The sequence below is a fragment of the Nocardioides faecalis genome (assembly GCF_018388425.1).
Taxonomy (GTDB): domain Bacteria; phylum Actinomycetota; class Actinomycetes; order Propionibacteriales; family Nocardioidaceae; genus Nocardioides; species Nocardioides faecalis.
The window spans coordinates 1,745,010-1,760,064 of sequence record NZ_CP074406.1 but is presented as its reverse complement, the minus strand read 5'-3'; the positions used below and the strand labels follow the sequence as shown (position 1 = coordinate 1,760,064).

Genomic DNA, 15,055 nt, shown 5'->3' with positions numbered 1-15,055 from the left:
CGGGTCCAGCGGGGCGGGATCACGCCCTCCCGATGGACTTGGCGTCCAGGTCGAACCACGTGTCGGCGTAGCCGGGCTGCTCCACCAGGTCCGTGCTCGGGCTGGCGCCCGGGTTCGGCCGGCCCTCGCCGTCCACGCCCAGCAGGCCGGAGGTCAGCGGCTCCCGCGGCGCCTCGCCGAGGCGGCCGGGGAAGTGGCAGGCGACCTTGTGCTTGCGGCCGATCTGCAGCAGCGGCGGCTCGTGCCGCGCGCAGATCTCCTGGGCGATCGGGCAGCGGGTGCGGAAACGGCAGCCCGAGGGCGGGTCGATCGGGCTGGGCACGTCGCCCTGGAGCCGGATCCGCTCGATCCGCTTGCCGCTGGCGGCCTGGCGCACGTCGGGCACCGAGGACAGCAACGCCTGGGTGTAGGGGTGGTGAGCGTTGCCGTAGATCGAGTCGCGGTCACCGATCTCCACGATCTTGCCCAGGTACATCACCGCCACCTCGGGGCAGAAGTGCCGGACGATGGCGAGGTCGTGGGCGATGAACAGGAACGCCACGTTGAACTCGCGCTGGATGTCCTGGAGCAGGTTGATCACCTGCGCCTGGATGGACACGTCGAGCGCGGAGACCGGCTCGTCGGCGACCAGCAGCTTGGGCTGCAGCGTCAGCGCTCGGGCGATGCCGATGCGCTGGCGCTGGCCGCCGGAGAACTCGTGCGGGTAGCGGTTGTAGTGCTCCGGGTTGAGCCCGACGATCTCGAGCAGCTCCTGGACCCGGGACAGGACCTTGTCCTTGGGCACCATCTTGTGGATCTGCAGGGGCGCGCCGATGATCGAGCCGACCGTCTGCCGCGGGTTCAGCGAGGTGTAGGGGTCCTGGAAGATCATCTGGATCTCCCGGCGCAGCGGCTTGAGCTCGCGCGGGCTGGCCTTGGCGATGTCCTCGCCCTCGAACCGGATCGCCCCGCCGGTGGGCTCGTAGAGCCGCGTGATCAGCCGCCCGGTGGTGGACTTGCCGCAGCCGGACTCCCCGACCAGGCCGAGCGAGGTGCCCTCGGCGACCTGGAACGAAACGCCGTCGACGGCCTGGACGTGGCCGACGGTCCGCCGGATCAGGCCGGGCGACTTCACCGGGAAGTACATCCGGAGCTGGTCGACCTCGAGGATCGGCCGGGCGTTCTCCGGCGCCTTGGCCGCACTGTGGCCCTCGACCATCGGGACTTCCTCCGCTGCTGCGTCGTTGCTGGTCATCGCTGCGCCTCCGTCGCGTCCGGCGCGATCTCGGGCAGGATCTCGTTGGCATAGATGGCCTCGGAGTCCGCCAGGTGGCAGCGCTTGGTGTGGTGCGGTCCGCGCTGGCCGGGGATGAGGTCCGGCAGCACGGTGCGGCACAGGTCGCCGGGCACCTTGTCGCGGTGGGCGCACCGCGGGTGGAACGGGCAACCCGGCGGCGGGTTGAGCAGACTCGGCGGGTTGCCCGGGATCGGGATGAGCCGGGCGTCGGTGTCCCCGCTGACGTCGGGGACGCTGGAGAGCAGGCCCCAGGTGTAGGGCATCTCCGGATGGGTGAGCAGCTCCTTGCAGGGGCCGTGCTCGACCGCGCGGCCGGCGTACATCACCAGCACGTCGTCGGCCATCTCGGCGACCACGCCGAGGTCGTGGGTGATGATGATGACCGCGGAGTTGAACTCGCGCTGCAGGTCCTGGAGGAGGTCCAGGATCTGCGCCTGCACGGTCACGTCGAGGGCGGTGGTCGGCTCGTCGGCGATGAGCAGGCCCGGGTTGTTGATCAGACCCATCGCGATCATCGCGCGCTGACGCATGCCGCCGGAGAACTGGTGCGGGTAGTCGTTGATCCGCTTGTCCGGGTTGGGGATGCCGACCCGGTCGAGCATCTCGACGGCGCGCCTGCGGGCCTCGGCCTTGGAGACCTTGTTGTGCACCCGGTAGGCCTCGATGATCTGGTTGCCCACCGTGTAGTAGGGGTGCAGGGCCGAGAGCGGGTCCTGGAAGATCATCGCCACCTCGCTGCCACGCCGCCTGCGCATCTCGTCGCGGCTGAGCGAGAGCAGGTCGGTGCCCTCGAGCAGGATCTCGCCCGAGATCTTGGCGCCGGTGCCGTGGTGCAGGCCCATGATCGCCATGCTGGAGACCGACTTGCCGGAGCCCGACTCCCCCACGATCCCCAGCGTCTTGCCGGCGGCGAGGTCGAAGCTCAGGCCGTCGACGGCCTTGACCAGGCCGTCGCTGGTCGGGAAGTGCACCTGGAGGTCACGCACCGACAACATGGCGTCCGCGGCGGGTGTGCTCGTTTCCTGATGGCTGGTGTACGTCGACATGTGTTCCTCTCAGCCCAGTCGCACGCGCGGGTCGATCACGGCGTACAGCAGGTCCACGATGATGTTGGCGACGATCACGAACGTGGCCAGCAGGATGACCAGCCCGACGAGGGTCGGCAGGTCGAAGTCGCTGTTCGCGAGCACCGCGAGCTTGCCCAGCCCGGGGTAGTTGAAGACGGACTCGGTGATGATCGCGCCGCCCATCAGGCCCGCGAAGTCAAGGCCCGCCATGGTCACGATCGGGGTGAGCGCAGCGCGCAGCGCGTGCTTGAAGGTCACCCGCCGCTCCGAGAGCCCCTTGGCGCGCGCCGTGCGCACGTAGTCCTCGGAGAAGGACTCGATGACGTATGAGCGCGTCATGCGGACGTAGGCGGCCATGAAGAACACCGCCAGGGTGATCGCCGGCAGCACCAGGCTGCTCGCCCAGCCCCCGATCCCGCCCTCGGCGATCGAGGTGTAGCGGGGCACGTCGACCCAGCCCCACTTGACGGCGACGAACTTGTAGAGCAGGAGTCCGACGAAGAACGTCGGGAACGCGTAGACGATCAGGGAGAGACCCACGAGGCCGCGGTCGACGATGGTGCCGCGCCGCAACGCGGCGATGACACCGAAGAGCACGCCGAAGAAGATCCAGAGGACGAAGGCGGCGACGGCGATCGAGGCCGTCACCGGCAGCGTCTCCTTGACCAGGTCGGTGACCGTGGACCCGCGCTCGGTGGAGTAGCCCAGGCACGGGGCGTCGCAGCGCACGATCAGGTCCGGAGCGGTCTCGCGCAGGGCCGGGTCGTCGGGGAAGTCACGGCCCTTGACCACACCGACGGCGAACTTGCCCCACTGCTCGAGGAAGTTGTCGTCGTAGCCGAGAGCGGCGGCCGTCTCCTTCTTCTGCGCTGCGGAGCAGTTCTTGCCGCAGGCGAAGTCGGCGGGCTCGATCGGCGAGGCGAAGAAGAGCGCGAAGGTGGTGAGGCTCATGACGATGAGCAGGATCACGCCGATGAACAACCGGCGGATGGCGTAGGCAAGCACGAGAGGACCTCTGCGGACGAAGGGGGCCGGGACAACCGTCGGTCGGGGGCCTGCACGGCCCCCGACCGACGGGTGCTAGATGCGATCTGTCACTTCTCCACGCCGATGACGGCGAGGTCGGCGTAGCCGTTCACCGAGATGTTGTTGGCGTAGCCGGTGATCTTGCCACCGTGCACGAAGTTGAAGATCGTGATCTCCAGCGGGATGTAGGCGACGTCTTCACCGAGCTTGGCGTCGACCGCGGCCCACTTGTCGGCGGCCTTGTCCAGGTCGGACTCGGCGTAGGCGTCGTCGATCAGCTTGTCGACCTCCGGACCACCCTTGTAGTTGCCGTAGTCGTTGCCGTTGGAGTCGCCGGTCAGGTTGATCCGGCTGTCGAACAGCGGCGGGATGACGGTGCCGATGGACGGCCAGTCAGCACCCCAGCCACCCCAGGTGACGTCGAAGTCGGCGTCCGGCTTCTGGATCACGGAGTAGTAGGTGTCCTCCAGCGGGTCCAGCTCGGTGCTGAACCCAGCGGCGTCCCAGCTCTCCTTCAGGGCAGCGGCCTGGTTGTCGGAGGTCGGCGTGCCACCGGAGTAGGTGAACTTGATCTTCACCGGCTTCGGGGCCGAGCACTTCGCCAGGGCAGCCTTGGCGGCGTCCACGTCACCCTCGTCCGGCACGTCGGCGAACGCGGGGTTCTCCTTGTAGCCGGGGACGTTCGGGTTCACCACGGAGTAGGCGGGAGTGTAGGCCTTCTCGCCACCACCGGCCTTGATCCAGGCGGTCTTGTTGGTCGCCAGCTTCAGCGCCTCGCGGCAGTTGGCGTCCTTGAAGACCGGGGAGTTGAAGTTCGGCAGCACGTAGTCGACGTACGGCGACTCGACACGGCTGTAGCGGTCGCCGGCCTCCTTGATGCGGCTGTAGAACGACGGGGGCATACGACGCTCGGTCACGGCGTACTGCGCGTCCCCGGAGTCGGCGAGGAACTGCTCGTAGATCGCCTCGTCGGAGTCGCCCTCGCGGAACTCCCAGGTGTCCGGGTAGGCCTTGCGGATGGAGTCGGTGGAGGCGTCCCAGTTCTCGTTGCGGACGAACTTGCCACCGGTGCCCTCCTTCCACTGACCGTCCAGCTTGTAGGGGCCGTTGGAGATGATGGTGAAGTTGTTCGCGTCACCCTTGTCCAGGTCCTTGCGGTACGGGTCGAGGTAGCGCAGGGAGGCAGCCGACTGCGGGAAGTCCGGCCACGCCTTCTTCATCTTGTAGGTGATGGTCTGCCCGTCGCAGGAGACCGCCTTGTCGAAGAGCTCCTGGCCCTTGCCCGTGTAGGGGCCCTTGTACTGCGGCAGGCCGTCGTCACCGGACGGGATGTCGAGGTAGGTGAACAGGTAGTTCGCCGGGCCGCCGATGATCACGTCGGTGGCGAAGTTGCGGGACGCGCCGTAGGCGAAGTCCTCGCACGTGATCGGCTTGCCGTCCTCCCACTTCACGTCGTCGCGGATGGTGAACTTCCAGGTCTTGCCACCGTCCTCGGTGGTGCCGGTGTCCGTGGCGAGGTCCGGGACGGGCGTGGTGCCCTCGGTCGCGTCGTTCGAGGCCGGGAAGGCCACGAGGCTGCGGTAGAACAGCCGACCCGAGTTGTTCAGGTCGCGACCGATGTACATGCGCTGGGGGTCCCAGTGCTCGGTGTTGCGGGGACCGTTGAGGAAGATGGCGTTACCGCCAGCCTCGGCGGTACCGCCGCCGGGCTTGTCGTCGCTGTCCCCTCCGCCGCAAGCGGCGAGGGTCGCAGCGAGCGCCATGGCGGCCAAGGCAGCCAGTGGCTTCTTGCTGAAGGCCATTCACTTCTCCTATCTGGTGATCGACGCCTGCGGCGTCTCGGCATCTCGCGCGCCCGGATGTGTGCGGGAGGCCGGGTCTGGGTGGGCGCCTTAGCGGTGCGCCTTGGGGTCGAGCGCGTCTCGGGCGCCGTCACCGACGAGGTTGAACACCACGACGATGAGCGCGAGCAGGACACCGGGGAGGAAGAAGTACATCGGGTCCGCGCTGGTGTAGTCGACCGAGTTGCGCAGGATGTTGCCCAGCGTGGGGGTCGGCGGCTTGATGCCGACGCCGAGGAAGCTGAAGGCGGCCTCGGCCGAGATGAAGGCCGGCACCAGCAGGGTCACGTACACAAGGACCGGTGCCCACACGTTCGGCAGCACCTCCTTGAAGTACAGCCGGCGCCGCGACGCACCGAGCAGCTTCGCCGCGTCGATGAACTCCCGCTCCCGGATCGAGAGCACCTGGCCACGCACCACGCGAGCCACCGGCGGCCACCCGAAGACCGCGAGGATGATGATCACGAACAGCCCGTTGGCCAGGTCCCGGCTCTCCAGGACTCCGAGACCGGGCACGGACGAGAGGTCGTTGCGGATCACCAGCACCGTGGGGGCGGCCAGCGCCAGCAGCATCATGGTCTGCGGGAAGGAGAGCACCAGGTCGATGAACCGACCCACCAGGCTGTCCACCCAGCCACCGGAGAACCCGGCGATGATGCCGAGCACCGTGCCGATGACCACGGTGATCACGGTGGCGATGAGCGCGATGGCCAGAGAGGAGGTGATCGCAAGCATCAGGCGGGACAGCAGGTCACGGCCGGTGCCGGGCTCCACGCCGAACGGGTGGTCCCAGCTGATGCCGCCGAGCCTGCCGAGCGGCGTGACGCCGTCCTCGGTGAGCAGGTCCTGGTTGTACTTGTACGGGTTCAGCACATCGAGACTGACCAGGATCGGCGCCAGGATCGCGCAGAGCGCGACGAGGACGGTGAAGGTCAGCGAGATCATCGACAGCTTGTCCGCGCGGAACCGCGCGATCGCGAGCTGGGTCGGAGACCGACCTGCGACCTTGACGACCGAGTCATCCTCGACCGGAGCCGAAGGCACCTCGATCTCAGCCTCGCTTGCCGGAAGCGTCATCTCCACCTCTCACACATGCTGTCCCGGGACAGTGCCGACCGTCGATGACGGTCGGCACCGTCCGAGACCATAGGTGGAGAGGCTGCGCCAAAGCGATACCGGAGCGGTAACGGTTTGGTCTCAGCCTCCGGCAACCGTCCCGCCGGAGGTGGCTCAGGCCGTGGTTTCTTCCTCCGGAACGGCGTCCACACCGGCTTCCTTGCGCTGCTCGGGGGTGATCGGCGCGGGCGCGGCCGTGAGCGGGTCGTAGCCGCCGCCGGACTTGGGGAACGCGATCACCTCGCGGATCGAGTCGAGGCCCGCGAGCATCGCCACGATCCGGTCCATGCCGACCGCGATGCCGCCGTGCGGCGGCGCGCCGTACTTGAACGCATCGAGCAGGAAGCCGAACTTCTCGGCCGCCTCCTCCTCGCTGATCCCCATCACGGCGAAGACCCGCCTCTGCACGTCCTCGCGGTGGATCCGGATGGAGCCGCCGCCGAGCTCGCTGCCGTTGCAGACGATGTCGTAGGCGTAGGCCAGGGCGCTGCCAGGGTCGGTGTCGAAGGTGTCGAGGAACTCCGGCTTGGGCCCGGTGAAGGCGTGGTGCACCGCCGTCCAGGCGCCGGCACCGACCGCGACGTCGCCGGAGGCGACCGCGTCGGAGGCGGGCTCGAACATCGGGGCGTCGACCACCCAGGTGAAGGCGAAGGCGTCCTCGTCGATCAGCCCGCAGCGCCGGCCGATCTCCAGGCGGGCCGCGCCCAGCAGGGCGCGCATCGGCTTCGTCGCGCCGGCGGCGAAGAAGATGCAGTCCCCCGGCGCCGCGCCCACGTGGGCGGCCAGGCCGGCCTGCTCGGCCTCGGAGAGGTTCTTGGCGACCGGGCCGGACAGCGTGCCGTCCTCGCCGACGAGCACGTAGGCCAGGCCGCGCGCACCGCGCTGCTTGGCCCAGTCCTGCCAGGCGTCGAGCTGCTTGCGCGGCTGGCTGGCGCCGCCGGGCATCACCACGGCGCCGACGTACTCGGCCTGGAACACCCGGAAGGTGGTGTCCTTGAAGTACTCGGTGCACTCCACCAGCTCGTTGCCGAAGCGCAGGTCGGGCTTGTCCGAGCCGTACTTCTGCATGGCGTCGGCGTAGGTCATCCGCGGGATCGGGCGCGGCACGTCGTAGCCGACCTGCGCCCACATCGCGGCCAGGACGTCCTCCATGAGGGCGATCACGTCCTCCTGGTCCACGAAGCTCATCTCGATGTCGAGCTGGGTGAACTCGGGCTGCCGGTCGGCGCGGAAGTCCTCGTCGCGGTAGCAGCGCGCGATCTGGTAGTACCGCTCCAGGCCGCCGACCATCAGCAGCTGCTTGAACAGCTGCGGGCTCTGCGGCAGCGCGTACCAGCTGCCGGGCGCCAGGCGGGCCGGCACCAGGAAGTCGCGGGCACCCTCGGGGGTGGAGCGGGTCAGCGTCGGCGTCTCCACCTCGACGAAGCCGTGGGCGTCCAACACGTCGCGGGCGGCCTTGTTGACCTTGCTGCGCAGGCGCAGCGCCGCGGCCGGGCCGGAGCGGCGCAGGTCGAGGTAGCGGTGCTTGAGGCGCACCTCCTCGCCCACCTCGACGTGGTCGCTGATCGGGAACGGCAGCGGAGCGGAGGTGTTGAGCACCTCGACGTCGGCGGCCACGACCTCGTAGCGGCCCGTCGGCAGGTTCGGGTTGATGTTCGCCTCGGTGCGCTCGACGACCTCGCCGACCACCTTCAGGCAGAACTCCGAGCGCAGGCTGTGCGCGACGTCCTCGTCGCGGATGACCACCTGCACCACGCCGCTGGCGTCGCGCAGGTCGATGAAGGCAACTCCCCCGTGGTCGCGGCGGTTGGCCACCCACCCGGCGAGGGTGACGGTCTGGCCGACGAGCGAAGGCTGCGTCAGCGCGCCGGCGTCATGGGTGCGGATCACGAGAGTTGCTCCTTGAGATAGGGGGTGAGGTTGGCGAGCGGCACCGCGGCCTGCTCGCCGGAGTGCATGGACTTGACCTGGGCCACGCCGGCCGCGAGGTCGCGCTCGCCGAGGACGACGACGTACGGCGCCCCGGAGCGGTCGGCCTGCTTCATGGCGCCCTTGAGGCCACGCTCGCCGAAGATCTGGTCGGTGCGCAAACCGGCGGCGCGCAGCTCGGCGACGAGCAGCGGTGCCCGCTCGCGTCCGGCGCCCACCGGGACGACGTACACGTCGAGCGGGGAGGCGGGACCGACCTGCAGGCCCTCCGCCTGGCAGGCCAGGTAGGTGCGGTCCAGGCCGAGGCCGAAGCCGATGCCGGAGAGCTCCTGGCCGCCGAGCTCGGACATCAGGCCGTCGTAGCGACCGCCGCCGCCGATACCGGACTGTGCCCCCAGACCGTCGTGGACGAACTCGAAGGTGGTGCGGGTGTAGTAGTCCAGCCCGCGCACCATCCGGGGGTTCACCACGTAGGCGACCTGCTGGGCGTCCAGCAGGCCGCGGACGCGCGCGAAGTGCTCCGCACACGCCGAGCACAGGTGGTCGAGCATCAGCGGGGCGTCGGTGAGCTGGGCGATCACCTCGGGGCGCTTGTCGTCGAGGACGCGCAGCGGGTTGATCCGCGCCCGCTCCCGGGTGGGCTCGTCGAGGTCGAGGCCGTCGAGGAAGGCCACCAGGCGCTCCCGGTACGGCGGGCGGCACTCCGCACAGCCCAGGCTGGTCAGCTCCAGCCGGAAGCCGGTCAGCCCGAGGCTGCGGTAGCCGCTGTCGGCGATCGCGATCACCTCGGCGTCCAGGGCGGGGTCGTCGGAGCCGATCGCCTCCACGCCGAACTGCTGCAGCTGGCGGTAGCGGCCGTGCTGCGGGCGCTCGGCCCGGAAGAACGGGCCGGCGTACCAGACCTTCACCGGCAGCTGGCCGCGGTCGAGGCGGTGCTCGATCACGCTGCGCATCACGCCGGCGGTGCCCTCGGGGCGCAGCGTCAGCGACCGGTCACCGCGGTCGGAGAACGTGTACATCTCCTTGGAGACCACGTCCGTGGACTCCCCGACACCGCGCACGTACAGCGCGGTGTCCTCGAAGATCGGCAGCTCGATATAGCCGTAGCCGGCGAGCACGGCCGGTCGGGACAGGCCCTCACGGACGGCCAGCCAGGCGGCGGACTCGGGCGGCAGGTACTCAGGGACGCCCTTGGGGGCGGCCAGTGCGTCACTCATCGGGTCACAGGCCTCGGGTCGCACGGGTGGTGGAGTCGCCGGACTCACGGGGATCGATCAGGTCCAGCAGGAACGGGTTGGTCGCGCGCTCGCGACCGATCGAGGTCTGCTCGCCGTGCCCGGGCAGCACCACGACGTCGTCGGCCAGCGGCAGCACCTTGGCGGCCAGCGAGCGCAGCATCGTGTCGTGGTCACCGCCGGGCAGGTCGGTGCGTCCGATGGAGCCGGCGAACAGCAGGTCGCCGGAGAACATCACCTCGGAGATGTCCGGGCCCTGGCCCGCAGGCGCGGTCCACGGGGTGCGGAAGGTGACCGACCCCTCGGTGTGCCCGGGGGTGTGGTCGACCAGGAAGCTCAGCCCGGCCAGCTCCAAGGTGGCGCCGTCGGCGAGCTCCGCGACGGAGTCGGGCTCGGTGAACTCGTAGTCGCCGCCCAGCAGCATCCCCGCGCTCTCCCGGGAGATGCCCGCCATCGGGTCGGTCAGCAGGTGCCGGTCGCCCGGGTGGATCCAGGCCGTGGCGTCGTACGCCCCCGCGACGGGGGTAACCGACCACATGTGGTCGATGTGCCCGTGGGTGAGCAGCACCGCGACCGGCTTGAGCCGGTGCTCGCGAACGACGTCAGCGACTCCCCCGGCAGCGTCCTTGCCCGGGTCGATCACCACGCACTCGGAGCCGGGGCCGGTGGCCGCGACATAGCAATTGGTGCCCCACGGTCCAGCGGGGAAGGCGGCGATCAGCACCGACCCAGCCTATCGGCCGGAGCATTCGGCACTAGCATGGCCCACTGTGACTACCTCCGACTGGGGCCGCGTCGACGACGACGGCACCGTCTACGTGAAGACAGCCGACGGCGAGCGACCTGTCGGGCAGATGCCCGACGCCTCACCCGAGGAGGCGCTGGCGTTCTACACCAAGCGCTACGACAACCTCGCGCTCGAGGTGGACCTGCTGCACCGCAGGGTCATCTCCGGGGTGCTCTCCCCGGAGGAGGCGGTCTCGTCGGTGAAGCTCGTGCGCGAGCAGGTCACCGACGCGGCGGCGGTCGGCGACCTCTCCCTGCTCGCCCGCCGCCTCGACGAGCTCGGCCCCGTCATCGCCACCCAGCGCGAGGCGCGCCGTGCCGCGAAGGCCGCGAAGTCGGCGCAGGCGCGCGAGGAGAAGGAGAAGCTCGCCGAGGAGGCCGAGCGCATCGCCGCCGGTCGCGACTGGCGCAACGGCGCCAACCGGCTCCGCGAGCTGCTCGAGACGTGGAAGCAGCTCCCCCGCATCGACAAGGCCGCCGACGACGCGCTGTGGAAGCGGTTCTCCTCGGCCCGCTCCGCCTACACCAAGGCCCGCAAGGCGCACTTCGCCGAGCAGGACGAGAAGCGCGACTCCGCCCGGGTCGTCAAGGAGCGCCTCGTCGCCGAGGCCGAGGCACTGTCCGGCTCCACCGAGTGGGGCCCCACCTCAGGCCGCTACCGCGACCTGATGCGGGACTGGAAGGCCGCCGGTCCCGCACCCAAGACCGTCGACGACCAGCTCTGGCAGCGCTTCCGCGCCGCCCAGGACACCTTCTTCGGTGCCCGCGACGCCGCCAACGCCGCCCTCGACTCCGAGTTCGCCGCCAACGCCGAGGTCAAGGAGCAGCTCCTCGTCGAGGCCGAGGCGATCCTCGGCCCCCTCGCCGAGACCGGCGACGTCGCCGCCGCCAAGGCCGCCTTCCGCGAGGTCGCCGACAAGTGGGACGAGGCCGGCAAGGTCCCCCGCGACCGGATCAAGGACCTCGAGGGCCGCATGCGCGCCATCGAGCAGGCCATCCGCAAGGCCGAGGACGACCAGTGGAAGCGCTCGGACCCGGAGAAGTCCGCCCGCGCCGAGGACATGGTCGCCAAGCTCGAGGCCGCCATCGCCGACGCCGAGGCCAAGCTCGACGCCGCCCGCGGCCAGGGTGATGCGAAGAAGATCCGCGAGCTCGAGGAGAACCTCCAGGGGCGGCGGTCCTTCCTGGAGATGGCCCGGCGGGCGTCTGCGGAGTACGGCGCCTGAGGGCTCCGGTAACAAGACGCAGGAATCCCCGGTCGACCGGGGATTCCTGCGTTTTCCGGGCCAAGAGCGCCCTGAATCGCAGGAAACACCCGTCCTCTGTTGCAGATGGTGCGTCAGGCCTGGTCTCGCCGCACACCGCGCGTCCTGGCCACGTCATCGACCAACTGCAGGATGCGCCGTTCTAGCGCGGCGGGCCGCGCCAGGTCCGCCCACACGATCCGCAGGCAACGCCATCCCGTGATCTCCTCGATCCGATCCTGGCGCCGCTTCTCTCGGAGGACCACGTCCACGATCGCCTCCCCCGGGCGGCGGAAGCGTTCGTACTTCACCCTGCCATCGAACTCCAGCCAGATGCCGAGGTCGGGGAACGCGAAGTCCAGTCTCCCGACGAGGACATGACCGTCGAACACCTCGAACTGCGGCACTGGCTTCGGCAGGCAGCTGCGCCAGAGGAAGTACGCCGTACGGCTCTCCCCGACGGACTCGATCCTGGGGTCGGCCAGACGCAGCATGAGAGTCGTGCCCAACGAGGCCGGCCAGTGAAGCAGCGGCGACTCATAGCGGCCGTGCAGCTGCTCGATGGTGAGGGCGCCACGGTGGAGGAAGTGGTTGGCCACGGCGAGTGACGCCTCGACGGATACGAGCGTCGCGACCTCCAACGTCGCCCGCACAGGCGACGAGACGAGCAAGCCGTTCGCCTCGACGATGTCGCCGTCCACCAGCCGCCCTCGATGCTGCCGTATCCCTGCCTCGCGCCGCCCGGTGCGCCCGTCACGCCGGGTCAGGTGCACGTCGGCCAGGTCGTGACCCCACAGGGGTGCGTCCAGGAACGGGAGCGCCGACGCGTGGCTCAGTACGACATCGGTACCTGCCTGACGGTACGCCGCCCGGGCGCGGACGGCGTACCTCTCCTCGTCGGTGAGCCCTGCCCACATGTGGCCGTCGACGTAGGCGCCTCGTCGCGGCCTCGCAAGAGCGCCCGTGCGCAGCCCGCGGGCCAGGCTGCGATCCGTGTGTCCGGCAGCGATGAGCTCACGGCGCAGCGACAGCGGCAGGAGGCGGACGTCGTCCGCTGACAGGGTCATGCGAAGGCATTGCCCCGGGTGCCGTCCTGCCCAATCCTGCGGGGTCGTCCCCTGTGGACGACCGCTGGTACGACGGTGGCAGCGAGGCGGGCGGAGGTTTCTTCACGCTTTCGGACCCGCCGAGGCGCCACCAGCGCAGGAATCCCCGGTCGACCGGGGATTCCTGCACCCCACCGCTAACTCGTGACGCGGTACGCGTCGAAGACGCCGGGGACGCCGCGGACGGCGGTCAGGACGGTGTCGAGGTGCTTGGCGTCGCCCATCTCGAAGGTGAACCGGGACTTGGCGACCCGGTCGCGGGAGGTGGTCAGGTTCGCGGACAGGATGTTCACGTGCGCGTCGGAGAGCGCCATGGTGATGTCGGAGAGGAGCCGGGAGCGGTCGAGGGCCTCGACCTGGATGTTGACCAGGAACGTGGAGTGGCCGGTCGGCGCCCACTCGACGTCGACGAGCTTCTCGGGCTGGCTGAGGAGGCTCGCGGCGTTGGTGCAGTCCTTGCGGTGCACCGAGACGCCGCCGCCCTTGGTGACGAAGCCGAGGATCGGGTCGGGCGGCACCGGGGTGCAGCACTTGGCGAGCTTGACCCACACGTCGGGCGAGCCGGTGACCACGACGCCGGAGTCGCCGCTGGTGCTGCGTCCGGTACGACGTCCACGACCCGTGATCGTGACCGCCTCGGCCAGGTCCTCCTGTGCCCCGTCGTCGCCGCCGTGCAGCTCGATGACCTTGCGCACCACGGCCTGCGCGGAGAGGTTGGACTCCCCCACGGCGGCGTACAGCGCGGTGACGTCGGCGAGGCGGAACGCCTCGGCGACCAGCGACAGCGAGTCGTGGGTGAGCAGGCGCTTGAGGGGCAGGCCCTCCTTGCGCATCAGCTTGCCGATCTCGTCCTTGCCGCGCTCGATCGCTTCTTCGCGGCGTTCCTTGGTGAAGAACTGCCGGATCTTGGAGCGGGCGCGCGGGGACTTCACGAAGTTCAGCCAGTCGCGCGAGGGACCGGCGCCCTCGGCCTTGGAGGTGAACACCTCCACCACGTCGCCGTTCTCCAGCCTCGACTCCAACGGCACCAGGCGGCCGTTGACGCGGGCGCCGATCGTGCGGTTGCCGACCTCGGTGTGCACCGCGTAGGCGAAGTCGACCGGGGTGGAGCCGGAGGGCAGCGCGATCACGTCGCCGCGCGGGGTGAAGACGTAGGTCTCGGTCTGGTTGATCTCGAAGCGCAGCGACTCCAGGAACTCGCCCGGGTCCTCGACCTCGCTCTGCCAGTCCAGCAGCTGGCGGACCCAGCTCATGTCGTCGGGGTCGGCGCGCTTGTCGGTGTCGTGACCGGCGCGGCCGTCCTCCTTGTACTTCCAGTGCGCCGCGACGCCGTACTCGGCGCGGCGGTGCATCGCGAAGGTCCGGATCTGCATCTCCACCGGCTTGCCCTGCGGGCCGATCACGGTGGTGTGCAGCGACTGGTACATGTTGAACTTCGGCATCGCGACGTAGTCCTTGAACCGCCCGAGCACGGGGTTCCAGCGCGAGTGCAGCACACCGAGGACGCCGTAGCAGTCGCGGTCCTCCTCGACGAGGATGCGGATACCGACCAGGTCGTAGATGTCGGAGAACTCGCGGCCGCCGACGATCATCTTCTGGTAGATCGAGTAGTAGTGCTTGGGCCGGCCGGTGACGGTGGCCTTGATCTTGGCCTCGCGCAGGTCCTTCTCGACCTGGGTGATCACCTCGGCCAGGAACGAGTCGCGCGACGGCGCGCGCTCGGCCACCATCCGCACGATCTCGTCGTAGATCTTGGGGTGCAGCGCCGCGAACGCGAGGTCCTCGAGCTCCCACTTGATCGTGTTCATGCCCAGGCGGTGGGCCAGCGGAGCGTAGATGTCGAGCGTCTCGCGTGCCTTGCGCTCCTGGGTGGACTGCTTGACGAAGCGCAGGGTGCGCATGTTGTGCAGCCGGTCGGCGAGCTTGATCACCAGCACCCGGATGTCGCGCGACATCGCCACGATCATCTTGCGGATCGTCTCGGCGTCGGCGGAGTCGCCGTACTGCACCTTGTCGAGCTTGGTCACCCCGTCGACGAGCCGGGCGACCTCGTCACCGAAGTCGTTGCGGCACTCCTCGAGGGTGTACGGCGTGTCCTCGACGGTGTCGTGCAGCAGCGCCGCCACCAGGGTCGACTCGGTCATCCCGATGCCGGCCAGGATGGTGGTCACCGCCAGCGGGTGGGTGATGTACGGGTCGCCGCTCTTGCGCTTCTGGTCGGCGTGCAGCCGCTCGGCGAGCACGTAGGCGCGCTCCAGCAGCGCCAGGTCCGCCTTCGGGTGGTTGGCCCGTACGGCGCGGAAGAGCGGCTCCAGCACCGGGTTGACGGTCTGGGTGCGACCGCCCATCCGGGCGAGCCGGGCCCGCATGCTGCGGCCGGTGGCGGGCTCGACCGACGTCGGCACGGCTTCCCGCGACACGGGTGGGGT

The 15,055-nt window shown here is 69.6% G+C and carries 11 protein-coding genes; 1 reads left to right on the top strand and 10 read right to left on the bottom strand.

Annotated features, from left to right (window positions below; translation table 11 throughout):
* Positions 1-19: 19 nt before the first annotated feature.
* The 8 genes from KG111_RS08025 to KG111_RS07990 form a co-directional block, all read right to left on the bottom strand.
* Positions 20-1,198: an ABC transporter ATP-binding protein gene (locus KG111_RS08025; protein ID WP_205290429.1), complete on the bottom strand. Its 1,179-nt coding sequence runs from the start codon at positions 1,196-1,198 to the stop codon at positions 20-22.
* A gap of 32 nt (positions 1,199-1,230) precedes the next feature.
* On the bottom strand, positions 1,231-2,322 hold the full coding sequence (locus KG111_RS08020) for an ABC transporter ATP-binding protein (RefSeq protein WP_205290130.1): 1,092 nt from the start codon (positions 2,320-2,322) through the stop codon (positions 1,231-1,233).
* A gap of 9 nt (positions 2,323-2,331) precedes the next feature.
* Positions 2,332-3,348, bottom strand: coding sequence for an ABC transporter permease (locus tag KG111_RS08015; protein WP_205290129.1), 1,017 nt, complete (start codon positions 3,346-3,348; stop codon positions 2,332-2,334).
* Between the two features lie 89 nt (positions 3,349-3,437).
* A complete protein-coding gene (locus KG111_RS08010) occupies positions 3,438-5,171 on the bottom strand; it encodes an ABC transporter substrate-binding protein (RefSeq protein WP_205290123.1) in 1,734 nt (577 codons plus the stop codon).
* Between the two features lie 90 nt (positions 5,172-5,261).
* The gene (locus KG111_RS08005; protein WP_205290122.1) at positions 5,262-6,287 is read right to left on the bottom strand and encodes an ABC transporter permease; all 1,026 of its coding nucleotides are present in this window, start codon (positions 6,285-6,287) and stop codon (positions 5,262-5,264) included.
* Between the two features lie 153 nt (positions 6,288-6,440).
* Complete coding sequence (aspS, locus tag KG111_RS08000; protein WP_205290121.1) at positions 6,441-8,216, bottom strand: aspartate--tRNA ligase; 1,776 nt, start codon at positions 8,214-8,216, stop codon at positions 6,441-6,443.
* Positions 8,213-9,472 (bottom strand): histidine--tRNA ligase, encoded by a 1,260-nt coding sequence (gene hisS, locus KG111_RS07995; RefSeq protein WP_205290120.1) that lies wholly within the window; start codon positions 9,470-9,472, stop codon positions 8,213-8,215. The genes aspS and hisS overlap by 4 nt, the downstream gene beginning before the upstream one ends.
* A gap of 4 nt (positions 9,473-9,476) precedes the next feature.
* The gene (locus KG111_RS07990; protein ID WP_205290119.1) at positions 9,477-10,214 is read right to left on the bottom strand and encodes an MBL fold metallo-hydrolase; all 738 of its coding nucleotides are present in this window, start codon (positions 10,212-10,214) and stop codon (positions 9,477-9,479) included.
* 46 nt (positions 10,215-10,260) lie between these two features.
* Between KG111_RS07990 and KG111_RS07985 the strand changes: the two genes are divergently transcribed.
* Complete coding sequence (locus KG111_RS07985) at positions 10,261-11,502, top strand: DUF349 domain-containing protein (RefSeq protein ID WP_249666352.1); 1,242 nt, start codon at positions 10,261-10,263, stop codon at positions 11,500-11,502.
* 113 nt (positions 11,503-11,615) lie between these two features.
* Here KG111_RS07985 and KG111_RS07980 read toward each other — a convergent pair whose 3' ends face one another.
* The gene (locus KG111_RS07980; RefSeq protein WP_205290118.1) at positions 11,616-12,587 is read right to left on the bottom strand and encodes a hypothetical protein; all 972 of its coding nucleotides are present in this window, start codon (positions 12,585-12,587) and stop codon (positions 11,616-11,618) included.
* A gap of 176 nt (positions 12,588-12,763) precedes the next feature.
* The gene (locus KG111_RS07975) at positions 12,764-14,995 is read right to left on the bottom strand and encodes a RelA/SpoT family protein (protein ID WP_205290127.1); all 2,232 of its coding nucleotides are present in this window, start codon (positions 14,993-14,995) and stop codon (positions 12,764-12,766) included.
* Positions 14,996-15,055: the final 60 nt, after the last annotated feature.